Annotated in this window: 24 protein-coding genes; 10 read left to right on the forward strand and 14 right to left on the reverse strand. The window is 72.2% G+C overall.

Annotation, left to right across the window (positions count from 1 at the left end):
* Nucleotides 1–347 precede the first annotated feature (347 nt).
* Nucleotides 348–998, reverse strand: coding sequence for a DNA-3-methyladenine glycosylase (locus tag ACWD3O_RS24135; protein ID WP_451417322.1), 651 nt, complete (start codon nt 996–998; stop codon nt 348–350).
* A 200-nt stretch (nt 999–1198) separates the two neighbouring features.
* On the opposite strand from ACWD3O_RS24135, the gene ACWD3O_RS24140 reads away from it, so the two are divergent.
* The 3 genes from ACWD3O_RS24140 to ACWD3O_RS24150 all read left to right on the forward strand — a co-directional run bounded on the left by ACWD3O_RS24140 (nt 1199) and on the right by ACWD3O_RS24150 (nt 3287).
* Entirely contained in the window at nt 1199–1984 is a 786-nt protein-coding gene (locus ACWD3O_RS24140; RefSeq protein WP_451412373.1) for a sporulation protein, read from the forward strand.
* 72 nt (nt 1985–2056) lie between these two features.
* Nucleotides 2057–2596, forward strand: coding sequence for a YbhB/YbcL family Raf kinase inhibitor-like protein (locus ACWD3O_RS24145; protein ID WP_451412374.1), 540 nt, complete (start codon nt 2057–2059; stop codon nt 2594–2596).
* 178 nt (nt 2597–2774) lie between these two features.
* Nucleotides 2775–3287: an HNH endonuclease gene (locus ACWD3O_RS24150; RefSeq protein WP_451412375.1), complete on the forward strand. Its 513-nt coding sequence runs from the start codon at nt 2775–2777 to the stop codon at nt 3285–3287.
* A 153-nt stretch (nt 3288–3440) separates the two neighbouring features.
* On the opposite strand, the gene ACWD3O_RS24155 is transcribed toward ACWD3O_RS24150, so the two are convergent.
* From ACWD3O_RS24155 to ACWD3O_RS24165, 3 genes are all read right to left on the reverse strand, one after another.
* Nucleotides 3441–4394 carry an SPFH domain-containing protein gene (locus ACWD3O_RS24155; protein WP_451412376.1) on the reverse strand — a complete coding sequence of 318 codons (954 nt, stop codon included), beginning with the start codon at nt 4392–4394 and terminating at the stop codon, nt 3441–3443.
* 153 nt (nt 4395–4547) lie between these two features.
* Complete coding sequence (locus tag ACWD3O_RS24160) at nt 4548–4976, reverse strand: NfeD family protein (RefSeq protein ID WP_451412377.1); 429 nt, start codon at nt 4974–4976, stop codon at nt 4548–4550.
* Between the two features lie 90 nt (nt 4977–5066).
* The gene (locus ACWD3O_RS24165) at nt 5067–5864 is read right to left on the reverse strand and encodes an ABC transporter ATP-binding protein (protein ID WP_451412378.1); all 798 of its coding nucleotides are present in this window, start codon (nt 5862–5864) and stop codon (nt 5067–5069) included.
* Between the two features lie 157 nt (nt 5865–6021).
* On the opposite strand from ACWD3O_RS24165, the gene ACWD3O_RS24170 reads away from it, so the two are divergent.
* Nucleotides 6022–6825, forward strand: a complete 804-nt coding sequence (locus tag ACWD3O_RS24170; protein WP_451417323.1) for a hypothetical protein — start codon at nt 6022–6024, stop codon at nt 6823–6825.
* An 86-nt stretch (nt 6826–6911) separates the two neighbouring features.
* Here the strand turns inward: ACWD3O_RS24170 and ACWD3O_RS24175 are convergent, their stop codons facing one another.
* On the reverse strand, nt 6912–7547 hold the full coding sequence (locus ACWD3O_RS24175; protein ID WP_451417324.1) for a response regulator: 636 nt from the start codon (nt 7545–7547) through the stop codon (nt 6912–6914).
* Nucleotides 7540–8721 carry a GAF domain-containing sensor histidine kinase gene (locus tag ACWD3O_RS24180; RefSeq protein ID WP_451417325.1) on the reverse strand — a complete coding sequence of 394 codons (1182 nt, stop codon included), beginning with the start codon at nt 8719–8721 and terminating at the stop codon, nt 7540–7542. The genes ACWD3O_RS24175 and ACWD3O_RS24180 overlap by 8 nt, the downstream gene beginning before the upstream one ends.
* 453 nt (nt 8722–9174) lie before the next feature.
* Between ACWD3O_RS24180 and ACWD3O_RS24185 the strand changes: the two genes are divergently transcribed.
* The gene (locus tag ACWD3O_RS24185; protein ID WP_451417326.1) at nt 9175–9912 is read left to right on the forward strand and encodes a transglycosylase SLT domain-containing protein; all 738 of its coding nucleotides are present in this window, start codon (nt 9175–9177) and stop codon (nt 9910–9912) included.
* Nucleotides 9913–10026: 114 nt separating this feature from the next.
* Here ACWD3O_RS24185 and ACWD3O_RS24190 read toward each other — a convergent pair whose 3' ends face one another.
* A complete protein-coding gene (locus tag ACWD3O_RS24190; RefSeq protein WP_451417327.1) occupies nt 10027–12636 on the reverse strand; it encodes an FHA domain-containing protein in 2610 nt (869 codons plus the stop codon).
* 287 nt (nt 12637–12923) lie between these two features.
* Between ACWD3O_RS24190 and serB the strand changes: the two genes are divergently transcribed.
* Complete coding sequence (gene serB, locus ACWD3O_RS24195) at nt 12924–14135, forward strand: phosphoserine phosphatase SerB (protein WP_451412384.1); 1212 nt, start codon at nt 12924–12926, stop codon at nt 14133–14135.
* Nucleotides 14136–14180: 45 nt separating this feature from the next.
* Here serB and ACWD3O_RS24200 read toward each other — a convergent pair whose 3' ends face one another.
* The 4 genes from ACWD3O_RS24200 to ACWD3O_RS24215 form a co-directional block, all read right to left on the reverse strand.
* Nucleotides 14181–14699, reverse strand: coding sequence for a SixA phosphatase family protein (locus tag ACWD3O_RS24200; RefSeq protein ID WP_451412385.1), 519 nt, complete (start codon nt 14697–14699; stop codon nt 14181–14183).
* A gap of 91 nt (nt 14700–14790) precedes the next feature.
* Nucleotides 14791–14994: a hypothetical protein gene (locus tag ACWD3O_RS24205; protein WP_451412386.1), complete on the reverse strand. Its 204-nt coding sequence runs from the start codon at nt 14992–14994 to the stop codon at nt 14791–14793.
* A gap of 197 nt (nt 14995–15191) precedes the next feature.
* On the reverse strand, nt 15192–15302 hold the full coding sequence (locus tag ACWD3O_RS24210) for an SGM_5486 family transporter-associated protein (protein WP_356138392.1): 111 nt from the start codon (nt 15300–15302) through the stop codon (nt 15192–15194).
* A gap of 48 nt (nt 15303–15350) precedes the next feature.
* The gene (locus tag ACWD3O_RS24215; RefSeq protein WP_451417328.1) at nt 15351–16742 is read right to left on the reverse strand and encodes a CynX/NimT family MFS transporter; all 1392 of its coding nucleotides are present in this window, start codon (nt 16740–16742) and stop codon (nt 15351–15353) included.
* A 90-nt stretch (nt 16743–16832) separates the two neighbouring features.
* Between ACWD3O_RS24215 and ACWD3O_RS24220 the strand changes: the two genes are divergently transcribed.
* Nucleotides 16833–17510, forward strand: coding sequence for a FadR/GntR family transcriptional regulator (locus tag ACWD3O_RS24220; RefSeq protein ID WP_451412388.1), 678 nt, complete (start codon nt 16833–16835; stop codon nt 17508–17510).
* 65 nt (nt 17511–17575) lie between these two features.
* Complete coding sequence (locus tag ACWD3O_RS24225) at nt 17576–17998, forward strand: pyridoxamine 5'-phosphate oxidase family protein (RefSeq protein WP_451417329.1); 423 nt, start codon at nt 17576–17578, stop codon at nt 17996–17998.
* A gap of 48 nt (nt 17999–18046) precedes the next feature.
* Here the strand turns inward: ACWD3O_RS24225 and ACWD3O_RS24230 are convergent, their stop codons facing one another.
* From ACWD3O_RS24230 to fabG, 3 genes are all read right to left on the reverse strand, one after another.
* On the reverse strand, nt 18047–18370 hold the full coding sequence (locus ACWD3O_RS24230) for a hypothetical protein (RefSeq protein ID WP_451417330.1): 324 nt from the start codon (nt 18368–18370) through the stop codon (nt 18047–18049).
* A 359-nt stretch (nt 18371–18729) separates the two neighbouring features.
* The gene (fabI, locus tag ACWD3O_RS24235) at nt 18730–19497 is read right to left on the reverse strand and encodes an enoyl-ACP reductase FabI (RefSeq protein WP_451412391.1); all 768 of its coding nucleotides are present in this window, start codon (nt 19495–19497) and stop codon (nt 18730–18732) included.
* Between the two features lie 5 nt (nt 19498–19502).
* The gene (gene fabG / locus ACWD3O_RS24240; RefSeq protein ID WP_451412392.1) at nt 19503–20222 is read right to left on the reverse strand and encodes a 3-oxoacyl-[acyl-carrier-protein] reductase; all 720 of its coding nucleotides are present in this window, start codon (nt 20220–20222) and stop codon (nt 19503–19505) included.
* Nucleotides 20223–20558: 336 nt separating this feature from the next.
* Here fabG and ACWD3O_RS24245 point away from each other — a divergent pair, with 336 nt between their 5' ends.
* Both ACWD3O_RS24245 and ACWD3O_RS24250 read left to right on the forward strand, forming a co-directional pair.
* The gene (locus tag ACWD3O_RS24245) at nt 20559–22082 is read left to right on the forward strand and encodes a TldD/PmbA family protein (RefSeq protein WP_451417331.1); all 1524 of its coding nucleotides are present in this window, start codon (nt 20559–20561) and stop codon (nt 22080–22082) included.
* Nucleotides 22079–23473 carry a metallopeptidase TldD-related protein gene (locus ACWD3O_RS24250; RefSeq protein ID WP_451417332.1) on the forward strand — a complete coding sequence of 465 codons (1395 nt, stop codon included), beginning with the start codon at nt 22079–22081 and terminating at the stop codon, nt 23471–23473. Before ACWD3O_RS24245 ends, ACWD3O_RS24250 begins: the two co-directional genes overlap by 4 nt.
* The last annotated feature ends 146 nt before the right edge of the window (nt 23474–23619 follow it).

Raw genomic sequence — 23619 nt, forward strand, 5'->3', positions numbered from 1 at the left:
CGTTCCGATTTCCTCGGTGCTTTCCAGTTCCAGCACCACTTTCGCGGCGCTTTTCCTTTCCGGCGGTTCCGACTCTATCAGACCCTTTCGGTGTCCGATTCCCTGTCGGAGGGGATTGCCGTGGGCTTCCGGACCAGGTCCGTGGGCCTTTCGACGTTCACTACGCTAACCAACTCCGCCACGGAACTCATAATCGAGTCGCGCAGTTCGAATTCCCGGCGTGCGGGCACGCAAGAATTCGCCCCGCTGAGGGGAGAGGTTGAGTAGTGGAGTGGCCGCACACGGTGAGGCAGAACGCCCACCGCGTCTGACGGCTCGGACTACCTTACGGACCGCTGGAGTCGGAGTCAAGCGCGGCGGCGACGCGGGACGTGGGCCCGGTACGGACTCACCGTGCGGTCGCCGTCGATCCAGTATCGCCAGGGGTGGATGTCACCGTCGCCGCCGTCGCCGGAAACGCCGGTGCGCGGGCCGTTCCGTACCTGGTCGGAGGGGACGGGCGCACCGGTGAGGACCGTCAGGGGCGACCCCGTCGAGGCGCAGGCGTCGGTGCCGTCGAGGGCGCGGTCGATGTCCAGGGCGGTGGCCAGACGGGCCGGGCCTTTGGCCAGTTCCTTGTCATGGCGTGCCGAAAGGCGACGGGTGCGGGCGAGCTCCGCACCCTCCAGGACCTCGCCCGCGCGGAGGAGGACAGCGCTCGCCCGCCCTTCCGGTCCGCAGACCAGGTTCATGCAGTGCCACATGCCGTAGGTGAAGTAGACGTACACGTGACCGGGTTGACCGAACATGACCGCGTTCCGCGCGGTGCGTCCACGGAAGGCGTGCGAGCCGGGATCGTTCGGGCCGTCGTAGGCCTCTACCTCGGTGAGACGGAGGACGATCGGACCCTCGGGCGTCGTGCGGACCAGGAGCCGGCCGAGCAGGTCGGGTGCCACCTCGAGGACGGGGCGGTCGAAGAAGGACCTGGACAGGGGCGTACGGTCGAGGCTCGCGATCATGTCCTCCGAGAGTACTGGAGCCGCGCGGGTCGCCTGCCGGGAGCGCCGATGCGGAGGATTCCGGTCCGTTCTGTGGGGATCCGGGCGACAGGAACCGTCCCACCGTCCCGCGCGTTACCAGTAATCGTCAGGAATCACAGAATTTCAGGGACTACTGAGCGGGCGCGGACCCACGGGGGCGCCTGGAAAGAGGGGAACAGATGGGGTTCAAGAAGCTGCTCGCGAGTCTCGGTGCCGGCGGCGCCTCGGTGGAGACCGTGCTGACCGAGGTCAACGTGGTGCCCGGTGGTGTGGTCCAGGGTGAGGTGCGGATCCAGGGCGGGTCCGTGGCACAGCAGATCGAGGGCCTGGCGGTCGGTCTCCAGGCGCAGGTCGAGGTGGAAGGGCCGGACGACACGGAGCACCGGCAGAACATCGAGTTCCTGAAGGTCCCGCTGGGCGGCGCCTTCCAGCTCGAGGCCGGCGCCGTGCACACCGTGCCCTTCGGCATCGACGTGCCGTGGGAGACGCCGATCACCATGATCGAGGGTTCCCCGCTGCGCGGGATGCACGTCGGGGTCACGACGGAGCTGGCGATCGCGCGGGCGGTGGACTCCTCCGACCTGGACCCGATCAACGTGCACCCGCTGCCGGCGCAGAAGGCGATCCTGGACGCCTTCGTCCGTCTGGGCTTCCGGTTCAAGAACGCGGACCTGGAGCGCGGGCACATCCGCGGTACCCGGCAGAAGCTGCCGTTCTACCAGGAGATCGAGTTCCTGCCGCCGCAGCAGTACCGGGGGCTGAACCAGGTGGAGATCAGCTTCGTCGCCGACCAGTCCGAGATGGACGTGGTGCTGGAGATGGACAAGAAGCCGGGGCTGTTCAGCGAGGGCAGCGACACGTTCCGCTCGTTCCAGGTCGGTCTGCAGAACTACCAGGCCACCGATTGGACGGCCTACCTCAACCAGTGGCTGTCCGAGGTCGGCAGCAAGCGCAACTGGTTCTAGGCTCGGACGGGACAGGTAGATCCAGAAGACCCAGTAGATCCAGCTTTCGCAACACAGCCAGGAGGTACCGAGGTGACCCAGTCCACCAGGCCGCCGCTGCCGCACGACTTCCACCCCGAGGTGCCGTCGTTCACGGTGACGAGCGACGATGTCGAGGCGGGCGGCAGGCTCGCGGACGCCCAGGTGCACGCGGCGGGCAACACGTCGCCGCACCTGCGCTGGGAGGGCTTCCCCGCGGAGACCAAGAGCTTCGCGGTGACCTGCTTCGACCCGGACGCGCCCACCGGCAGCGGTTTCTGGCACTGGGTGCTCTTCGACATCCCGGCCACCGTGACCGAGCTTCCGGTCGGTGCGGGCTCCGGGAAGTTCGAGGGGCTGCCCGAGGGCGCGGTGCACGCGCGCAACGACTACGGCACCCGCGACTTCGGCGGCGCGGCGCCGCCGCCCGGCGACGGACCGCACCGGTACGTGTTCACGGTCTACGCCGTGGACCAGGAGAAGCTCGGCCCGGACGCGGACGCCTCTCCGGCGGCCGTCGGATTCAACCTGCGCTTCCACACGCTGGCCCGGGCGCACCTGATCGGTGAATACGAGGTTCCCGCCGGAAGCTGAGTGCGCGTCAGTCCCGCGCGGCACGTTTGCCCGCCCCTGGTATTGGAATTGATCAGGGGCGGGCTTCTTTTTCTGCCGTTGGGGCGGCGGATATTGCGTTGTCCCTTGCGGCACGCCCGGCCAGAGTGGGGTTCCGGCCTGCCAGGGGGGCGGCCGGCACACGAGAGGTGGGCTGGTTGTGCGGGACACGCTGGTGCTGAACGCGAGCTTCGAGCCGCTGTCGACGGTGACGCTGAACCGTGCGGTGGTGCTGGTCCTCCAGGACAAGGCGGTCGTGGAGCAGGCCCACCCCGATCTGCGGATGCGGGCCGCCGCGGTGGACATACCCGCGCCACGGGTGATCAGGCTCTGCAGGTACGTCCGGGTGCCGTTCCGAAGACAAGCGCCATGGTCGAGGCGGGGTGTGCTGGTACGGGACCGGCACCGGTGCGCGTACTGCGGTGGGCGCGCCACCACCGTCGACCACGTCGTTCCCCGGGCGCAGGGCGGCAAGGACTCGTGGCTGAACACGGTCGCCTCCTGCGCGGAGGACAACCACCGGAAGGCGGACCGGACGCCGGAGCAGGCCGGGATGCCGCTGCTGCACCAGCCCTTCGAGCCGACGCCGGCGGACGCGATGCTGCTGGCGATGGGCGGGAACCGCGACCTCGAGGACCTGCCGGAGTGGCTGGCGGTACGGGCGGCCGCCTGAGTCCCTCCCGCATGACGGACGGCCGAGGGCCCGTCACCCCGGGCGGGTGACGGGCCCTCGGCCGTGTTCCGAAGAGCCGCGTCCCGAAGAGCCGCGTTCCGTAAGGCCGCGTTCCGAAGAGCGGAGACCGCGGCCGGAAGCCTGGGCCGCCGGTCAGTCGATGGTCGGCTTCTCGAGGCGGTCGCTGCCGCTGCCCGCGGGCCTGGGCACGGAGCCGGGTGAACCGCCGTTCTGCGGGGCGAAGTTGCCGAAGGCGCCGCCGAGGCCCTTGAGGGCGTCGCCGATCTCGCTGGGGACGATCCAGAGCTTGTTGGCGTCGCCCTTGGCGATCTGCGGCAGCATCTGGAGGTACTGGTAGGCGAGCAGCTTCTGGTCCGGGTCGCCGGCGTGGATGGACTCGAAGACCGTGCGGATGGCCTGGGCCTCGCCCTCGGCGCGGAGGGCGGCCGCCTTGGCCTCACCCTCGGCGCGCAGGATCTGCGACTGCTTCTCACCCTCGGCGCGCAGGATCTCGGACTGCCGGACACCTTCGGCCTGGAGGATCGCGGCGCGCTTGTCGCGGTCGGCGCGCATCTGCTTCTCCATCGAGTCCTGGATGGAGGTGGGCGGTTCGATGGCCTTGAGCTCGACGCGGTTGACGCGGATGCCCCACTTGCCGGTGGCCTCGTCGAGGACGCCGCGGAGGGCCGCGTTGATCTCCTCGCGGGAGGTGAGGGTGCGCTCGAGGTCCATGCCGCCGATGATGTTCCGCAGCGTGGTGACGGTGAGCTGCTCGATGGCCTGGATGTAGCTGGCCACCTCGTAGGTGGCTGCCCGGGCGTCGGTGACCTGGTAGTAGATCACCGTGTCGATGTTCACCACCAGGTTGTCCTGGGTGATCACCGGCTGCGGCGGGAACGGGACGACCTGTTCGCGCAGGTCGATGCGGTTGCGGACGGTGTCGATGAACGGCACCACGATGTTGAGGCCCGCGTTGAGGGTGCGGGTGTAGCGGCCGAAGCGCTCGACGATCGCGGCGCTGGCCTGCGGAATGACTTGGATGGTCTTGATCAGGGCGATGAAGACCAACACCACCAGAATGACCAGAACGATGATGACCGGTTCCATCGTGGCTCCCCGTACCCCTCTCGGCCGCGTCGCGGGCGGCAGATGGCGTGGTTGTCGAAGATCTTTCCGCTCGAGTCTCGCAGACCCCGGTGGCCCCTGGGGCGGGTTCCGGCCACTTGACCGGGCCGCGGGAAGGGCGGCGGGGCGGCGGGCTCACATCACGACGGCGGTCGCTCCGTCGATGTCGACGACGTCCACCTCCTCCCCGGCCTCGAATACGGTGCCGGGGTCCAGGGCCCGCGCGGACCAGACCTCGCCGGCGAGCTTGATCCGGCCGCCGCCACGGGAGTCCACCCGTTCGAGCACGACCGCCTGACGGCCGCGCAACGCGTCGACCCCGCTGGAGAGTTGGGGCCGGTTCCTGTGCCGTGCCGCGATGGGGCGCACCACGGCGATCAGGGCCACGGAGACGACCACGAAGGCCGCCACCTGCAGCACGATGCCGCCGCCGAGACCTCGGGTGATGGCCGCGGCGACCGCGCCGACGGCGAGCATCCCGAGTTCGGGCATCGCTGTGATCACCAGGGCGATGCCGAGCACCGCCGCCGCCACCAGCCACCAGACCCACGCGTCGATGTCCACGGGGTCATGGTAGGACCGCGCCCCCGTCGCCGACAGTGCGCGAACGGGGGCGCGGTGAAAGGCCGTTGGGTCGCCGGTGCCGGAGAGCTCCTAGGTGAGCGGCAGGCCGTGGGCGGTCCAGCGGTCGCCGACCTGCTCGACGACGAGGGGCAGGCCGAAGCAGTGGGAGAGGTTGCGGGAGGTGAGCTCCAGCTCGATGGGGCCGGCGGTCAGGACCTCACCCTGGCGGATCATGAGGACGTGGGTGAAGCCGGGGGCGATCTCCTCCACGTGGTGGGTCACCATGATCATGGAGGGGGCGATCGGGTCGCGGGCCAGGCGGCCCAGGCGGCGCACCAGGTCCTCGCGGCCGCCGAGGTCGAGGCCCGCGGCCGGCTCGTCGAGCAGCAGCAGCTCGGGGTCGGTCATCAGGGCGCGGGCGATCAGGGTGCGCTTGCGCTCGCCCTCGGAGAGGGTGCCGAAGGTGCGGTCGGTGAAGTCGCTCATGCCGAGGCGGTCGAGGAAGGCGGCGGCGCGCTCCTTGTCGACGTCCTCGTACTCCTCCTGCCAGGCGGCGGTCATGCCGTAGGCGGCGGTGAGCACGGTCTGCAGAACGGTCTGGCGCTTGGGGAGCTTCTCCGCCATGCCGATGCCGGCCATGCCGATGCGGGGGCGCAGTTCGAAGACGTCGGTGCCGGGCCGGCCCAGGGTCTCGCCGAGGATCGTGGCGGTGCCCTTGCTGGGGTAGACGTAGCTCGAGGCGACGTTGAGCAGGGTGGTCTTGCCCGCGCCGTTGGGTCCGAGGATGACCCAGCGCTCCCCCTCCTTGACCGACCAGGAGACCCGGTCCACCAGAGCCCGGCCCTCGCGGACCACGGATACGTCCTCAAGCTCCAGAACATCGCTCATCAGCGCGCTGTCTCCCCTTGCGTTCTCGGCCCTCCCCGTCGTGACGGCGGCGGCCGGTGTCGGCTGTCGTGTGCGCCGGCGGGCGCAGCCCTTTCGGAAAAATCTACGCCACCCGGTGTCCTGGGGAATCCAGTGGGACGGTCCTTAGGCTGGGCGCATGCTGACCGAACCACGTGCGGGGCGCCTGGCCGCCTGGGGAAATGCCCTTCTTGCCCACCTTGTACCGCCTGATGACGCGGTGGCCGCGATTGTCGGCGACGACGCGCTGCACCGGGTGGAGGGCCTGCCCGGGGAGGACCGTGCCGTAGGCCTGTCGCTGGCCCTCGGCCGGCTGCGCGCCCTGGGGGCCGCCGGGCTGCGGCTGGCGCTGCCCGCGCCGGGGCATCCGCTGGGACTGAGCGGTCCGGCGGAGTTCAACGCGCGGGCGCTCGAGGCGGAGGAGGCGGTGGTCTGCCACGGGGTGGCGCTCGGCCTGGTGCCCGAGGTGTACGAGGCGGGGCCCGAGGGGGCCGGCGGGGCGGAGGACGTGCACGTCGAGGTCGTCTGGCACTGCCTGCCGGTGCGGGAGGCGCCACCGGCCGACGTCCCCTCGCTGGGCGAGGCGGAGCGGGAGCTGGCGGAGGCGCTGCGGGAGGCGACGGAGGTGCTGACGCGGCTGGACGTGGCGGCTTCCGGGCCGGTCGCCGAGGCGGCGCTGGACGCGTACCGGGCGCGGGCGGAGCGGGCGCAGGGGCGGGACGCGCTGGCTCCGGGGTATCCGCCGCGGGCGGCGCGGGTGCTGCGGCTGGCGGAGCGGGTGGGACTGCTGGTCTCACTGGCGTACGAGCGGGGGCACGGGGGTGCGGTGAGCGCCGGGGAGATGGCGGCGCGGCGGGATGCGCTGCGCCCGGTGGAGCGGACGGCCCGGCGGGCGATGGTTGCCGCGTACAACGCGGCGGTGGAGGAGCGTCACCGGGGGTGACGGCTCTGCCCCGGCCGAACGCCCCGGCCACTCCCCCGGCCGCACCTCGCCGGCCGCGTCTCGCGCACGCACGCGCGCGCGGGTGGTCAAGGGAGGTCGTTGCGGACGGCCCAGAGGGCGGCCTGGGTGCGGTCGGAGACGTCGAGTTTCATGAGGACGGAACTGACGTGGGTCTTGATCGTCTTCTCGCTCAGGAAGAGGGAACGGGCGATCTCCCGGTTGGAGCGGCCCTCGGCGATCAGGGCGAGGACCTCGCGTTCCCGGTCCGTGAGGGCGGCGCCGCGGCCCTCGCCCGCGCCGTTCTCCTCGGAGAGGAGCACCTCGGCGACCTCCGGCTGAAGGACGGTGTGGCCCGCGTGGACGGACCGGATGGCGGTGGCGAGGGCGTCGGGGTCGACGTCCTTGTAGAGGTAGCCCGCCGCTCCGGCCCGCAGCGCGGGGACCACGGTGCGGCGCTCGGTGAAGCTGGTGACCACCAGGACGCGGGCCGGGTTGCCGAGGGCGCGCAGGCGGCGCAGGGCCTCGATGCCGTCGGAGCCGGGCATCCGGACGTCCATCAGGACGACGTCGGGCCGGAGCTCCTCGCAGCGGGTGACCCCCTCCTCCCCGTCCCCTGCCTCGCCGACGACCTCGATGTCGTCCTGCACCTCGAGGAAGGTGCGCAGGCCTCGCCGGACCACCTGGTGGTCGTCGACGAGCAGGACCTTGACCGGGTCAGCCACCGGGAACCTCCATCTCGACGACGGCGCCCTTGCCGGGCGCCGAGCTGACCGTGAGCGTGCCGCCCACGCCGGTGGCGCGGTCCCGCATGGAGACCAGGCCGAGGTGGCGGCCGGTCCTCAGGACCGCGTCGGGTTCGAATCCGCGGCCGTCGTCGGTGACGCGCAGCACGACCGACGGGCCGTGGCGTTCGAGGACGACGTCCACGGTGCTGGGCCGTCCGTGGCGCAGCGCGTTGTGCAGGGCCTCCTGGGCGACCCGCAGCAGGGCGGCCTCCTGCGCGGCGGACAGCGCGCGGACGTCGTGGCTGGTGAAGGAGACCCGGGCGGCGTGGGCGCGGTCGAGGACCTGGACCTGGCTGCGCAGGGTGGCGACCAGGCCGTCCTCGTCCAGGGCGGCGGGGCGCAGCTCGATCACCGCGGCGCGCAGTTCGTCGGCGGCCTCGGCGGCGAGCTGGGCGACCTCGCCGAGGGCCTCCTTGGCGCGGGCGGGCGCCCGGTCGACGAGGGTGGCCGCGGCCTGGGCGGTGAGGCGGAGCGAGAAGAGCTTCTGGCTGACCGCGTCGTGCAGCTCGTGGGCGAGGCGGGAGCGCTCCTCGGCGATGGTGAGCTCGCGGCTGCGCTCGTAGAGGCGGGCGTTGGTGAGGGCGATGGCGGCGTGCTGGGCGAAGAGGGAGAGGAGCTCCTCGTCCTCCTCGGTGAAGCCGCGGGAGGCGTCGGGGCCGGTGTCGCCCCGGGCGGCCCCTTCCCGCCCGGGGTCCTCCTTGTTCGCCAGGTAGAGGGCGCCGAGGATCTCCTCGCCGTCGCGGATGGGCATGCCCAGGAAGTCGGTCATCTCCGGGTGGGCGTCGGGCCAGCCCTCGAAGCGGGGGTCGGCGCGGACGTCGTCGAGGCGCTGCGGACCCTCGTGGAGCATGGCGGCGAGGATGCCGTGCTGGCGCGGGAGGGGGCCGATGGCCTTCCAGGTGGGTTCGTCGACGCCGTCGACCACGAAGCGCGCGAAGCCGCCGCAGTCGTCGGGCACGCCCAGGGCGGCGTAGCGGGCGCCGAGCAGTTCCCGGGCGCGGCACACGATCGTCTTGAGGACGTCTCCCACCTCCAGGCGCCGGCTCATGGCGAGCAGGGCGTCGCTGACGGCCGCCAGTCCGGCCGGCGAGCGGGGGGTGCCTTCGTTCATGGCGGTCACGCTACCGGCGGTCCCGGGCTGCCGGATCGGTCCCGAGGACCGTCCGAGGACCGGTCGCTGGTCCCGGTCCGTCTCCGTAATCCGCTGACGCGATGCGTTGCGCCAGCAACTCTGTGTGAAACGGAGCAGGGAGCCGTGTGAGGCCGTCCACGAGACCCCCGTCACTTACGAAGGGAGATAGGAGACAACCAGGACATTCAGGCGCCGCCTGAACAGGATCTACGTGCGCGTCTGTCCTGATTTGCCGGTTACGTTCTCCTATCCAGGATCGTAGGTCACATGATTGCCAGGCGATTTTGCGGTCGCTAAGAATTGCTCATGTCGCTCACCGCAGCGGATTCGTCCGCGGCGCAGAGACGCCCCTCGGGTGCACTTCCGTCCGGCTCGTCCGGACAGTCCGAACCCCCGGACGCCGAGCGACATCCGCGCAACGAATGAGGTTCCATGCCGAAGTTCAACCTTTCCGCTTATCGCACCGCCGTCACCAAGAAGCAGATGCAGAAGATCGGCATCGCCGGTGCCGGTGCCCTGAGCGCCGCGGCTCTCGCCTTCACCGTCGTCCCGGCCGACGCCGAGACCACCACCAACGAGGCCGCCCAGGCCAAGCCGGTGGTCTACAGCGCCGACCAGATCCAGAACGTGAAGGCCAACGTCGCCGACCAGGCCGCGGGTGCGAGCGTGAAGGCCGAGGCCGTCGCCGCCCAGCAGGCGGAGCAGAAGGCCGCGGAGAAGAAGGCCGCCGACGAGGCCGCTGCCAAGAAGGCCGCTGCCGCGAAGGCCGCCGAGGAGCGCCAGGAGAAGGAAGCCAGCCGCTCCGCCGCCCGTCCGGTCGCCAAGCAGGCCGAGACGAAGAAGGTCTACGCGAACAACCTGGACGGTTGGATCCGTGAGGCCCTCGACATCATGGACGAGAAGAACATTCCGGGTTCGTACCACGGTCTGTACAAGAACATCATGCGTGAGTCCTCGGGCAACCCGAAGGCGATCAACCTCTGGGACATCAACGCCAAGAACGGCATCCCGTCCAAGGGCCTGCTGCAGGTGATCCCGCCGACCTTCGAGACGTACCACGTCGACGGCACGCCGTACGACATCTACCACCCGGTGTCGAACATCGTGGCCGCGGCCAACTACGCCGCCGACCGTTACGGCACGATCGACAACGTCAACAGCGCGTACTGAGGCAGGCGCGGACCTCTGAGCAGGAACCGCTGACACGTTGAAAGGGCGGCACCCCCACCGGGGTGCCGCCCTCGCGTCATGTCCGGACCCGCCTCGGGGACGGGTCCGCGCGGATCACTTCCGCATGACCTCCGGCTCGTGCCGCCGCAGGAAGCGGGCCACGAAGAAGCCGCAGATCACGCCGAGACCGATCAGCGCGATCATGTCCAGCGACCAGGTGCCGAGGGTGTGCTCCCAGAGCGGGTCGTTGTCCGCACCGGCCTCCGGCGGGGCGATCCGGTTGAAGTCGAGCGTGGCGCCCGCCGCCGCGACCGCCCACCGGGACGGCATCAGGTACGAGAACTCGTTGACGCCGAGCGTGCCGTGCAGGGCGAAGAGGCAGCCGGTGAAGACCACCTGGATGATCGCGAACATCACCAGCAGCGGCATGGTCTTCTCGGCCGTCTTCACCAGCGCCGAGATGATCAGGCCGAACATCATCGAGGTGAAGCCGAGGCCCATGATCGGCAGCGAGAGCTCTATCAGCGACATTCCGCCCAGGAGGAGCCCCTCCTCGGGGATCTCCCGGCTCGCGAAGCCGATCACGCCCACGAGCAGGCCCTGGAACACCGTGATCAGGCCCAGCACGAAGACCTTGGACATCAGGTACGCCGACCGGGACAGGCCGGTGGCCCGCTCCCGCTCGTAGATCACGCGTTCCTTGATCAGCTCGCGGACCGAGTTGGCCGCGCCGGCGAAGCAGGCGCCCACGGCGAGGATCAGCAGGACCGTGGTGGCCGTGCCGTTGGGGACGATCCGGCCGGTCTGCGGGTTGAGCGGGTTGGGCAGCAGGCCGCGGTCCGGGTTGATCAGCAGGCTCACCGAGCCGATGACGGCCGGCAGGATCACCATCAGCGCGAGGAAGCCGCGGTCCGAGGCGATCACCGACACGTAGCGCCGCACCAGCGTCATGAACTGGGAGAACCAGCCCTGCGGCTTCGGCGGCCGGACGGCCTGCGGCGGCGGGGCGTACGCGAACTGCGGGGGCGCGGCGTCGGCGTCCGCGGCGTACATCTGGTAGTGCTGCGAGCCCTTCCAGCGGCCCGACCAGTCGTAGTCGCGGTAGTTCTCGAACGCCGAGAAGACGTCGGCCCAGGTGGAGTAGCCGAAGAAGTTCAGCGCCTCGTCCGGCGGGCCGAAGTACGCCACCGCGCCGCCGGGGGCCATCACCAGCAGCTTGTCGCAGATCGCCAGCTCGGCCACCGAGTGGGTGACGACCAGCACGGTGCGGCCGTCGTCGGCCAGGCCGCGCAGCAGCTGCATCACGTCGCGGTCCATGCCCGGGTCGAGGCCGGAGGTGGGCTCGTCCAGGAAGATCAGCGACGGCTTGGTCAGCAGCTCGAGGGCGACCGAGACGCGCTTGCGCTGGCCGCCGGAGAGTGAGGTGACCTTCTTGTCCTTGTGCACGTCCAGCTTGAGCTCGCGCAGCACCTCGTCGATCCGGGCCGCGCGCTCGGCGGACGTGGTGTCCGCGGGGAACCGCAGCTTGGCCGCGTAGCCGAGGGCCTTCTTGACGGTGAGCTCCTTGTGCAGGATGTCGTCCTGCGGCACCAGACCGATGCGCTGGCGGAGCTCGGCGAACTGCTTGTAGAGGTTCCGGTTGTCGTAGAGGACCTCGCCCTGGTCGGCGGGCCGGTAGCCGGTCAGCGCCTTGAGCAGGGTGGACTTGCCGGAACCGGACGGACCGATCACCGCGATCAGCGACTTCTCCGGGACGGCGAAGGACACGTCCTTGAGGATCTGCTTGCCGCCGTCGACGGTGACCGTCAGGTGGCGGGCCGAGAAGCTGACCTCACCGGTGTCGACGAACTCCTCCAGCCGGTCGCCGACCAGCCGGAACGTCGAGTGGCCGACGCCGACGACGTCGCCGGGGCCGAGGACCCGGGTGCCGCCCTTCTGGACGGGCTCGCCGTTGACGTACGTGCCGTTGTGCGAGCCGAGGTCGCGGATCTCGCAGCGGCCGTCGGGCATCGCGTGGAACTCGGCGTGGTTCCGGGAGACCTGCAGGTCCGAGACGACCAGCTCGTTCTCCAGGGCGCGGCCGATGCGCATCACGCGGCCGAGGGCAAGCTGGTGGAACGTGGTGGGGCTGCGCTCGGCGTGGACCGGCCGGCCGCCGCCGTTCTGCTGGTGCGCGGAGGGGGCCGCCCCGCCCTGCTGGGGGAAGGAGGGCTGCGCGGGCGGCGGACCCCAGCCGGGGGTGCCCTGCGGTCCGCCGCCGGCCGGGAACTGCGGCTGGACGTGCGGCGCCGGGGGCGCGGCGTGCGGCACCCGCTGCGGGGCCTGCGCGGGCTGCGGGATCGGGGCCGCCTGGGCGGGCGGGGTGTGCGCGGCCGCCTGCGCGGGCTGCGCTGCCTGCGCGGGCTGGGCGGCGGGCGCGGGCTGGGCGGCGGGCGCGGTCGAGGGGGTCAGCCGCGGGCCGTCCGTGGCGTTGCCGAGGTGGACCGGTGTTCCGGGCTGGAGCCGCGTGCGCTGGACGCGGTGGCCCTGCACGTAGGTGCCGTTGGTGGAACCGTGGTCCTCCAGCACCCAGCCGCCGTCGGCCTGGCTGACGGTCGCGTGACGCCAGGAGACCCTGGCGTCGTCGACGACCAGGTCCCCCTGCGGGTCCCGGCCGATCGTGTAGGACCTGGACGAATCGAGCGTCCAGGTCCGTCCGTTGAATTCGAGTACGAGTTCTGGCACTCCATGCCCCACTGAGTTGTCCCCCGAATTGGCCCCCGACACAGGGAGTCCAGGGATGTCGAACGTCCGGGGGAACTATCCCAGGCGGGGTGGGGGGACCGGAAGCCGGGACGGGGGACAGGTACCGAATCGCCACCTTTCCCGAACTCTTCGACAGCGCCGCGACCGTTCCGGCTCCCGTGCCCGCCCGTGCCGCCCGCGGGGCGGGGCCGCCGCGCAGGAGGGAGCGTCCGGGTGGCGGACCGGTGGGGCGGGTGGGGTGGGCGGGCGGATACGGTGGGAGGACCATGAGCGCTGCGCAGAACTCCGACGCCCCCACCCTCCTCGTCAAGATCTTCGGCAAGGACCGCCCAGGGACCACCGCCGGTCTGTTCGAGACCCTCACCGCCTACCGGGTCGACGTCGTCGACATCGAGCAGGTCGTCATCCGCGGCCGGATGGTGCTCTGCGCACTGGTCACCCAGCCCCCCTCCGGGCAGGAGGGCGACCTCCGCGCCGCCGTCCACAGCTGGGCCGGCTCCGTGAAGATGGAGGCGGAGATCCTCTCCGGCACCGGCGACAACCGCCCCCGCGGCAGCGGCCGCTCCATCGTCACCGTGCTGGGCAACCCGCTGACCGCCGAGTCGACCGCCGCGATCGCCTCCCGGATCACCGCGACCGGCGGCAACATCGACCGCATCTTCCGCCTGGCCAAGTACCCGGTGACCGCTGTGGAGTTCGCGGTCTCGGGCGTGGCGACGGAACCCCTGCGCACCGCCCTGGCCACCGAGGCCGCCGCGCTCGGCGTGGACATCGCCGTGGTCTCCGCGGGTCTGCACCGCCGCGCGCAGCGGCTGGTGGTGATGGACGTGGACTCCACGCTCATCCAGGACGAGGTGATCGAGCTGTTCGCGGCCCACGCCGGCTGCGAGGAGCAGGTCGCCGAGGTGACGGCGGCCGCGATGCGGGGCGAGCTGGACTTCGAGCAGTCGCTGCACGCCCGGGTGGCGCTCCTGGAGGGCCTGGACGCCTCGGTGGTGGAGAAGGTGCGCAGCGAGGTGCGGCTGACGCCGGGCGCCCGCACCCTGGTGCGGACCCTGAAGCGCCTGGGCTACCAGGTGGGTGTGGTCTCCGGCGGCTTCACCCAGGTCACCGACGACCTGAAGGAGCGGCTGGGGCTGGACTTCGCGCAGGCCAACACGCTGGAGATCGTCGACGGGCGCCTGACCGGCCGGGTGGTCGGCGAGGTGGTGGACCGCGCGGGCAAGGCGCGGCTGCTGCGCCGCTTCGCGGCGGAGGCGGGGGTGCCGCTGGCGCAGACGGTGGCGATCGGCGACGGCGCGAACGACCTGGACATGCTGAACACCGCGGGCCTCGGCGTCGCCTTCAACGCGAAGCCGGTGGTCCGGGAGGCCGCCCACACGGCGGTGAACGTGCCCTTCCTGGACACCGTGCTGTACCTGCTGGGGATCAGCCGCGAGGAGGTCGAGGCCGCCGACGGCGGCCTCGCCGAGCACTGACCGGTGCGCGCCGCGGAGGACGTCCTCCGCGGCGCGCACCCGTCGTCACTTCGTGGGCGCCCAGTAGTCGGTCAGCGTGCCCGCGCCGGGTTCCAGGGACTTCCAGGACCCGGTGAAGGTGAGCACCGCGAAGGCGGCGGTGGGGAAGCCGCGGCGGACCATCCGCTCCCGGGCGTCGCCCTCGTCCCCACCGGCCAGTACCTCGGTCACGCCGTGGATGCCCGGGTTGTGGCCGATCATGAGGACGTTCCGCACGTCGTCGGGCGTCTCGTTCAGCACCGCGATGAGCTCGCCCGGCGTGGCCTCGTAGATCCGCTCCTCGTAGACCGTCCGGGGACGGCGCGGGAACTCGTGGACGGCGAGCTTCCACGTCTCCCGGGTGCGGACGGCGGTGGAGCACAGGGCCAGGTCGAAGGGGATGCCGGAGTCGGCGAGCTTGCGGCCGGCGACCGGGGCGTCCATGCGCCCCCGCTCGGCGAGCGGCCGTTCGTGGTCGGCGACCTCGGGCCAGTCGGCCTTCGCGTGCCGGAAAAGGACGATCGTGCGGGGTTCTGCGACGCTCATGGATCCCAGCTTGGCACGAAAGAGGCGGCGAGGCGCAGGGAGTTGGCCGGCGTCACCGCCACGGGGCGGCGGCGGTCCTCGGCGGCCGGCCTCAGCGGCCGGCCATGTCCGCCAGACGGGTGACCAGCACGCCGATGTCCGGTCCCCCGTCGGCGGCCGGGTCGGCGACCAGCAGGAGCAGCGTCACGAAGGCCAGGACGGACGGCAGGAGGCTCCACCAGGGCAGCGTCCGCCCGGTTCCGGCGCCGTCACCGGCGGCGCGGGCGGGGCAGGAGGTCGTCGTGGGGACCGGCATGATGCCTCCGAATGGTGGGGGGCGCGTCCCGGCGGGGGCACGGCCGGTGGCCCTTCCCGGGCCACCCCACAGACGCTACGCACCGGGCGCCGGGCGTCACATCCGGTGATCCACCCATTCGACCCTGAGGACCGTCCCCTAGGGGATGGGGGGACAGCCCCACCCCCACCGGTTCCGGGCGGGCCGGAGGCGGCCCGTCAGGGTGCGGCGATCGAGGCGATCACGCCGATGATCACCATGATGAGCAGGAACGAGCTGAGAACGAGCAGCAGCTTCTTCTGGCCGTTCTGGGGGTTCGGGTCGAGCACCATGGCCCCAGTCTCGCACTCCCCCGGCGCCGTCCCGGAACCGGGTGGTCAGCGCCGCGCGGCGCCCGCCTGCTCGTCCCGCCCCTCCTGCTCCTCCTGCTCGTCCCGGGGAACGAGCTCGTCCTCGACCGTCCGGTTCTTCCCGGCCAGCACGCCGAAGATCATCTGCGGGATCATGAGGCCCGCCATCAGCGTCAGCGGCAGGCCCCAGCCGCCGCTGTGCTGGTAGAGGACGCCGACCAGCACGGGGCCGGGGATGGAGATCAGGTAGCCGGTGCTCTGGGCGAAGGCGGAGAGGCGTCCGACGCCCTCCCCGGTCCGGGCGCGCATGCCGACCATGGTCAGGGCTAGCGGGAAGGCGCAGTTGGCGATGCCCAGCAGGACCGCCCAGAGCCAGGCCCCGGCCGCCGGGGCGACGATCAGGCCGGCGTAGCCGGCGAGGCCGCTGACGCCGAGGGCGATGACCATCGGACCCTGGTGGGGCAGCCGGGCGGCCAGCCGCGGGATGACGAAGGAGAGCGGCACGCCCATCACCATGGTCACGGCGAGCAGCACCCCGGCCGTGCCGGCGGAGACCCCGGCGTCACGGAAGATCTGGGCGAGCCAGCCCATGGTGACGTAGGCGCAGGTGCCCTGGAGGCCGAAGAACACGGCGAGGGCCCAGGCGGTGCGGCTGCGGGTGATGCTCCGCATCGGCGCCTTCGCGGGCGCGGACCGCTCCGCGGCACCGCGGCGGGGGCCGGGCACCCGGTTTCCGCGGGCGCCGCGCCCGCGCACCAGCGGCAGCCAGGCGAGGCCGGCGGCCACGGCGAGCAGGGACCACGCGGCCAGGCCCAGGCGCCAGTCGCCGCCGAGGGCGCCGGTCAGCGGCACGGTGAGGGCGGCGGCCGTGGAGGTGCCGAGGGCCAGGGCCATCGAGTACAGGCCGGTCATGGAGCCGACCCGGTCGGGGAACCGTTCCTTGACGATCACCGGCATCAGGATGTTGCCGACCGCGATGCCCATCAGGGCCAGCGCGGTGGCGGCCAGCAGTCCGGCCGTGGAGCCCGTCCAGGGGCGTACGAGCAGGCCGACGGCGATGGCGGCCATGCCGGCGCAGACGACCGCGGGCGCGCCGAAGCGGCGGGCCAGCCGGGGGGCGGCGACGCCGAAGACGGCGAAGCAGAGGGAGGGCACCGAGGTGAGCAGGCCGGCCACGGCGCCGCTCATCCCGAAGCCGTCGCGGACCTCCTCGAGCAGGGCGCCGAGGCTGGTGACGGCCGGCCGCAGGTTGAGCGCCGCCAGCACCACGGCGGCCATCAGCAGGCGGGTGCGCCAGGCGGTGGACACCGCCTTCGCGGCTCCCGCGGCTCCCGCGGCGTCCGCGTCGCCGCGGGTGGTGCCCGGCCGCCGGGCCGGGTTCTCGGTCGCCTCGTAGGAGACGTTGCGCCCATCAGACATGGATCCATCATAGAATCATGGGATGATTGGCTGTCCACTTCTGCTGGTTCTCCCGGCTCCGTGCCGGCCCGCCTCGTGCGAAGGTGTGCCATGCCTCTGACCCACCCCCGCCGCTCGGCGCTGTCCGAACAGGTGATCGCGTCGTTGCGGACCCAGATCACCTCGGGCGAGTGGCCGGTCGGCTCCCGCATCCCGACCGAGCCGGAGCTGGTCGAGCAGCTGGGCGTGGCCCGCAACACCGTCCGCGAGGCGGTGCGCGCGCTCGCGCACAACGGGCTGCTGGACATCCGTCAGGGCTCGGGCACGTACGTCGTGGCCACCAGCGAGCTGGCCGGGGTGATGCACCGCCGCTTCGCCGACGCCGATCCCCGGCACGTCGCCGAGCTGCGCTCCTCGCTGGAGGCGAGCGCGGCCTCGCTGGCGGCCGAGCGGCGCACCGAGCGCGACCTGCGGCAGCTGGAGGCGCTGCTGCGGCGGCGCGACGAGGCGTGGGAGTCCGGTGACGTGGAGGCGTTCGTGACCGCGGACACCGGGTTCCACATGGCGGTGGTGGCCGCCTCCCACAACGACGTGATGACGGCGCTGTACGCGGACCTCGGCGAGGTGCTGCGGACCTGGCTGCGCGGTGACGTCGGGGCGGCGCTCACGCCGGAGACGTACATGGACCACGCCCCGCTGGTCGAGGCGATCCGGCGGGGCGACGCGACGACGGCGGCGAAGGAGGCCGCGGCGTATCCGCTGTCCTGCCGGCCGGGGCGAACGGTTTGAGCCGTTCTGCCGCCCGTCGGGTGTGTTCGGCCGCGGCGGCACACGCCGCCTTCTAGCGTCGGGGCATGGCGCTTTCCAAGGAGGAACGCGAGGCGTTCCTGGCAGAACCGTTGACGGCGGTGCTCGGTGTGGCGGCGGGGCCGGAACGGGGGCCGCTGCTGGTTCCCCTCTGGTACTTCTACGAGCCGGGCGGCCGGCCGTGGATCCTCACCGGGCGCAACTCGCGCAAGGCCGGGCTGATCGCGGAGACCGGCCGCTTCTCGCTGCTGGTGCAGCGGCTGACGCCGACGGTGCGGTACGTGTCGGTGGAGGGGCCGGTGGAGGAGTCCGTGCCCGCGACGGCGGAGCGGGTCCGGGAGATCGCGGGGCGGTACCTGTCGGGGGAGGCGCTGGAGCAGTACCTGGCGTCGCCGGTGGCCACGGAGGAGTCGGTGGTGATCCGGATGCGGCCCGAGCGGTGGACGTCGTCGGACCTCGGGGCCTGGTGACGCGGCAGGGGCCTGGCGGCGGCGAAAGGGTCCTGCCGGCGGCGGGGCTCAGGCCGGGCGGTGGCTGACCCACGCGGAGGCGACCTCCTTCCAGCACCGCCCGGTGAGCTCCACGCCGCGGGCGGGGGCGGCGTCGACCGGGGCGCCGTCGGTGTCCACGTCCCACCAGCGGGCGCACTCGACGTGCAGGCGGAGGCGGTCCGTGCGGGAGTGGGGGTTGTGGCACAGGGCGGTCACCGTGGAGCCGGTGGTCCGCACGGCGCAGTCGGCGCCGGATTCCGCGGGGGCGGGCGTGGGGGAGGCGGGGGCGATCGTCGCCAGGACTGCCGCGGTGAGCAGGGCCGCGTGCGCGGGGCGGAAACGGGGGGTCACGGTGCCTCCCGGGGGTGTGGTCGCGCTCCCAGGCTCCCCTGCGCGGAGGCGAGCCGCCCCCGCTGTTCCCCCGGCCGGGTGACGGCCCCCGCGGGGGGCCTGACCTTGGTGGGGCGAGCCGCGACGAGCGTACGGCACCGCTCGCCCGGGCCTGGTCCGGCGAGCCGCCAGCCGCGTAAGGCACCGCCCTGCGCCCGCCCGTGCCGCCCTCCGGGCGGCCCAGCCGCCCGCGGGGGTGTCCGTGCCGCCTGGCGATCGTGCCGCTCGAGCGGGTGGGGGACGTGGACGCCGGGCGCGTACGCGCGCCGCCGCCCCGCGCGGGTGGCGCGGGGCGGCGGCAGCGGGACGCGGAGAAGGGCTCAGGCGCCGATCGCGTGGAGCCCGCCGTCGACGTGGATGATCTCGCCCGTCGTCTTCGGGAACCAGTCGCTCAGCAGCGCGACGACGCCCCGCGCCGGCGGCTCCGGGTCCTCGAGGTCCCACACCAGCGGGGCCTGGTTGTCCCAGACCTTGGCCAGGTCCCCGAAGCCGGGAATGGACTTCGCGGCCATGGAGCCGATCGGCCCGGCGGAGATCAGGTTGCAGCGGATGTCCTTCTCGCCCAGGTAGCGCGCGAGGTACCGGCTGGTGGCCTCCAGCGCCGCCTTGGTCGGGCCCATCCAGTCGTACTGCGGCCAGGCGTACTGCGCGTCGAAGGTGAGGCCGACGACCGAGCCGCCGTTCTCCATGAGCGGCAGGCAGGCCGTGGTCAGCGACTTCAGCGAGAACGCCGAGACGTGCATCGCGGTGGCCACCGACTCGAACGGCGTGTTCAGGAAGTTGCCGCCGAGCGCGTCCTGCGGGGCGAACCCGATGGAGTGGACGACGCCGTCCAGGCCGCCGAGCTCGTCGCGGACCAGGCCCTCCAGGCGGTCCAGGTGCTCCTGGTTGGAGACGTCGAGCTCGATCACCTTGGTGGGCTTCGGCAGCTTCCTGGCGATCCGCTCGGTCAGCGTGGGGCGCGGGAAGGCGGTGAGGATGATCTCGGCGCCCTGCTCCTGGGCCAGCCGGGCCGTGTGGAAGGCCATGGAGGACTCCAGCAGCACACCGGTGATCAGGATGCGCTTGCCCTCGAGAATTCCGCTCATGTCGATCAGTGACCCATGCCCAATCCGCCGTCAACGGGGATGACGGCTCCAGTGATGTACGACGCCTCGTCCGAGGAGAGGAACCGCACCACGCCGGCGATCTCCTCGGCCTCGGCGTACCTGCCCAGCGGGACCTTGGACAGGAAGTCCTTGCGCGTCTCCTCGGGGAGCGAGCGCGTCATGTCGGTGTCCACGAAGCCGGGGGCGACGACGTTGAAGGTGATGTTGCGCGAGCCCAGCTCACGGGCGAGGGAGCGCGCGAAGCCGACCAGGGCGGCCTTGGAGGCCGCGTAGTTGGCCTGACCCGCCTGGCCGGCGAGGCCCACCACGGAGGAGATCAGGACGACGCGGCCCTTGCGTGCCCGCAGCATGGCCTTGTTGGCCCGCTTGACCACGCGGAAGGTGCCGGTCAGGTTGGTGTCGATGACGGAGGTGAAGTCCTCCTCCGACATCCGCATCAGGAGCTGGTCCTTGGTGACGCCGGCGTTGGCCACCAGCACCTCGACGGGACCGTGCCGCTCCTCGATCTCCTTGTAGGCCTGCTCCACCTGCTCGGTGTCGGTGATGTCGCAGCGGACGGCGAGGCAGCCGAGGTCGGCGAGCTCGGCCGGCGGCTCGCCGGAGCGGTAGGTGTACGCGACCTTGTCGCCGGCCTGGGCGAACGCGCGGGCGATGGCGAGGCCGATGCCCCGGTTGCCTCCGGTGACGAGAACCGAGCGGCTCATCCGTCCCCCTTCGTGCTTCGTTGGTCTCCCCGCCCGGCCGCGCTCTGGCGCCGACGGGCGGCTTCCTTGAAAACCTATCGGTCCGCCCGCCGCCGGGGGCCTTCGGGCACGAACAGCAGCGCACCCCCGCCCACTGTGGGGTTCCTACAGTCACGCACCGTCGCGGACGGCCCCGGGAAGCCCCGATCGTGCGGCTTGTCGCACGGGTGTCGCGGGGCCGTTGTGGCAGCCCGCCAGCGGACCGGCCCGGCGGCGGCGAAACCCGGGCACGGCACGGCCGCCCCGTGGTGTACTGCCCTGTTGTCAGCGCAGTGACCGCCTGAAGGGATGCCGTCCGTGCCCCATGAAATCGATCCGTCGTTCCTGGCACTCCCCTTGAGGGCCCTGGCCGACGCCGCGCTGGCGCGGGCCAGGGCGCTGGGCGCGGCACACGCGGACTTCCGGTTCGAGCGGGTGCGCAGCGCGGCCTGGCGGCTGCGGGACGCGCGGCCGGCCGGGTCGTCGGACACCACCGACCTCGGCTACGCGGTGCGCGTGGTGCACGGCGGCGCCTGGGGTTTCGCCTCCGGGGTGGACCTCACCATGGACGCCGCCGCCAAGGTCGCCTCGCAGGCGGTGGCGATGGCGAAGCTGACCGCCAAGGTCATCGCGGCGGCCGGGTCGGACGAGAGGGTGGAGCTGGCCGACGAGCCGGTGCACGCGGAGAAGACCTGGGTGTCCGCCTACGGGACCGACCCGTTCGAGGTGCCGGACGAGGAGAAGTCGGGGCTGCTGGCCGAGTGGAGCGCCCGGCTGCTGGCCGCCGACGGCGTGGACCACGTGGACGCCTCGCTGCTGACCGTCCACGAGAACAAGTTCTACGCGGACACCGCCGGCACGGTCACCACCCAGCAGCGGGTCCGGCTCCATCCGCAGTTCAACGCCGTCTCGGTGGACGGGTCGACCGGCGAGTTCGACTCCATGCGCACCCTGGCCCCGCCCGTGGGCCGGGGCTGGGAGTACCTGACCGGCACCGGCTGGGACTGGGACGCGGAGCTCGCCGAGATCCCGGAGCTGCTGCGCGAGAAGATGCGCGCGCCCAGCGTGCGGGCCGGGGTGTACGACCTGGTCGTCGACCCGTCGAACCTCTGGCTGACCATCCACGAGTCGATCGGCCACGCCACCGAGCTGGACCGCGCGCTGGGCTACGAGGCCGCGTACGCGGGCACCTCCTTCGCCACGTTCGACCAGCTCGGCAAGCTGAGGTACGGCTCCGAGAAGATGAACGTCACCGGCGACCGCACCGCCGAGCACGGGCTCGCGACCATCGGCTACGACGACGAGGGCGTGGCCGGCCAGTCCTGGGACCTGGTGAGGGACGGCGTGCTCACCGGTTACCAGCTGGACCGGCGGATGGCGAGGCTGACCGGCTTCGAGCGGTCCAACGGCTGCGCGTTCGCGGACTCCCCCGGGCATGTGCCGGTGCAGCGGATGGCCAACGTGTCGCTGCTCCCGGACCCGGCGGGGATGTCCACCGAGGACCTGATCGGCAGCGTGGACAACGGCATCTACGTGGTGGGCGACCGGTCGTGGTCCATCGACATGCAGCGGTACAACTTCCAGTTCACCGGGCAGCGCGCCTACCGGATCAAGGCCGGGCGGCTCGACGGCCAGGTGCGGGACTTCGCCTACCAGGGGATCACCCCGCAGTTCTGGGGGTCGATGGAGGCCGTCGGCGGCCCGCAGACCTATGTCCTGGGCGGCGCCTTCAACTGCGGCAAGGCCCAGCCGGGCCAGATCGCGGCCGTCTCCCACGGCTGCCCGTCGGCCCTGTTCCGGGGCGTCAACATCTTGAACACCACGCAGGAGGCCGGTCGATGAGCCCGCGTACCAACAAGCCGCACGAGGTCGTCGAGCGTGCCCTGGAGCTGTCCCGGGCCGACGGCTGTGTCGTGATCGCGGCGGAGACGTCCAGCGCCAACCTGCGGTGGGCGGGGAACGCCCTCACCACCAACGGCGTCACGCGGGGCCGGCACCTCACGGTGATCGCCACGGTGGACGGCAAGGAGGGCACCGCGGCGGGCGTGGTGAGCCGGGGGGCGGTCACCGCGGAGGACCTGGAGCCGCTGGTGCGGGCCGCGGAGGCGGCGGCCCGCGGCGCGGCCCCGGCCGAGGACGCGACCGAGCTGGTCACCGGGGTGCCGCACTCCCCCGGTTTCACCGAGGCGCCCGCCGAGACCACCTCCGCGGTGTTCGACGCCTTCGCGCCCGCCCTCGGAGAGGCCTTCGCCCGCGCCCGGACCGGCGGGCGCGAGCTGTACGGCTTCGCCCACCACGAGATGGTCACCAGCTACCTCGGCACCTCCACCGGGCTGCGGCTGCGCCACGACCAGCCCAACGGGACCCTGGAGATCAACGCCAAGTCCCCCGACCGGCTCCGCTCCGCGTGGGCGGGCCGTTCCACGCGGGACTTCACCGACGTCGATCCGGCCGCGCTGGACGCGGAGCTGGCCCAGCGGCTGGTGTGGGCCGAGCGGCAGGTCGAGCTGCCCGCCGGGCGGTACGAGACGCTGCTGCCGCCGTCCGCCGTGGCGGACCTGCTGGTCTACCAGCTCTGGTCGTCCTCGGCCCGGGACGCCGCCGAGGGGCGGACGGTGTTCAGCAGGCCGGGCGGCGGGACGCGGGTCGGGGAGAAGCTGACCGCGCTGCCGCTCACCCTGCGCAGCGACCCGCTGGAGCCGGGCCTGGAGTGCGCCCCGTTCGTGCTGGCGCACTCCTCGGGGGACGACGCGTCGGTGTTCGACAACGGGCTGCCGGTGTCGGCGACCGAGTGGGTGTCGGGCGGCGAGCTGCGCCACCTCACCTCCACGCGGCACAGCGCGGCGCTCACGGGGATGCCGGTGACGCCGTCGATCGGGAACCTGGTCCTCGAGGGCGGGGACGACCGGTCGCTGGAGGAGATGGTGGCCTCCACGGAGCGGGGGCTGCTGCTGACCTGCCTCTGGTACATCCGGGAGGTCGACCCGGCGACGCTGCTGCTGACCGGGCTCACCCGGGACGGGGTGTACCTGGTGGAGAACGGTGAGGTCACCGGGGCGGTGAACAACTTCCGGTTCAACGAGTCGCCGGTGGACGTGCTGGGCCGGGCCGTCGAGGCGGGGCGGACGGAGCGGACGCTGCCGCGGGAGTGGAGCGACTGGTTCACGCGGGCGGCGATGCCGGCGCTGCGGGTCCCGGACTTCAACATGAGTTCCGTGAGCCAGGGGGTGTAGGCCGGGGCGGTCCGGGGCGTTCGCCCGCCCCGGACCGTCCCGGACCGCCCCGGAAAACCCGGTCCCGGCGGGGGCGGCGGGGCGTATAACCTCGTAGGGACCGCCGGGAGGGCGGTCGCAGCAGATCGTTCTAGGAGACACGAGAA

The sequence above is a fragment of the Streptomyces sp. NPDC002640 genome, from assembly GCF_053592575.1.

What these genes read in the sequence shown, in the direction of transcription:
- ACWD3O_RS24135 (WP_451417322.1), bottom strand. Translation starts at nt 998, where the DNA reads ATGATCGCGAGCCTCGACCGTACGCCCCTGTCCAGGTCCTTCTTCGAC.
- ACWD3O_RS24140 (WP_451412373.1), top strand. Translation starts at nt 1,199, where the DNA reads ATGGGGTTCAAGAAGCTGCTCGCGAGTCTCGGTGCCGGCGGCGCCTCG.
- ACWD3O_RS24155 (WP_451412376.1), bottom strand. Translation starts at nt 4,394, where the DNA reads ATGGAACCGGTCATCATCGTTCTGGTCATTCTGGTGGTGTTGGTCTTC.
- ACWD3O_RS24165 (WP_451412378.1), bottom strand. Translation starts at nt 5,864, where the DNA reads ATGAGCGATGTTCTGGAGCTTGAGGACGTATCCGTGGTCCGCGAGGGC.
- ACWD3O_RS24170 (WP_451417323.1), top strand. Translation starts at nt 6,022, where the DNA reads ATGCTGACCGAACCACGTGCGGGGCGCCTGGCCGCCTGGGGAAATGCC.
- ACWD3O_RS24180 (WP_451417325.1), bottom strand. Translation starts at nt 8,721, where the DNA reads ATGAACGAAGGCACCCCCCGCTCGCCGGCCGGACTGGCGGCCGTCAGC.
- ACWD3O_RS24185 (WP_451417326.1), top strand. Translation starts at nt 9,175, where the DNA reads ATGCCGAAGTTCAACCTTTCCGCTTATCGCACCGCCGTCACCAAGAAG.
- serB (WP_451412384.1), top strand. Translation starts at nt 12,924, where the DNA reads ATGAGCGCTGCGCAGAACTCCGACGCCCCCACCCTCCTCGTCAAGATC.
- ACWD3O_RS24200 (WP_451412385.1), bottom strand. Translation starts at nt 14,699, where the DNA reads ATGAGCGTCGCAGAACCCCGCACGATCGTCCTTTTCCGGCACGCGAAG.
- ACWD3O_RS24205 (WP_451412386.1), bottom strand. Translation starts at nt 14,994, where the DNA reads ATGCCGGTCCCCACGACGACCTCCTGCCCCGCCCGCGCCGCCGGTGAC.
- ACWD3O_RS24215 (WP_451417328.1), bottom strand. Translation starts at nt 16,742, where the DNA reads ATGTCTGATGGGCGCAACGTCTCCTACGAGGCGACCGAGAACCCGGCC.
- ACWD3O_RS24220 (WP_451412388.1), top strand. Translation starts at nt 16,833, where the DNA reads ATGCCTCTGACCCACCCCCGCCGCTCGGCGCTGTCCGAACAGGTGATC.
- ACWD3O_RS24225 (WP_451417329.1), top strand. Translation starts at nt 17,576, where the DNA reads ATGGCGCTTTCCAAGGAGGAACGCGAGGCGTTCCTGGCAGAACCGTTG.
- fabI (WP_451412391.1), bottom strand. Translation starts at nt 19,497, where the DNA reads ATGAGCGGAATTCTCGAGGGCAAGCGCATCCTGATCACCGGTGTGCTG.
- fabG (WP_451412392.1), bottom strand. Translation starts at nt 20,222, where the DNA reads ATGAGCCGCTCGGTTCTCGTCACCGGAGGCAACCGGGGCATCGGCCTC.
- ACWD3O_RS24250 (WP_451417332.1), top strand. Translation starts at nt 22,079, where the DNA reads ATGAGCCCGCGTACCAACAAGCCGCACGAGGTCGTCGAGCGTGCCCTG.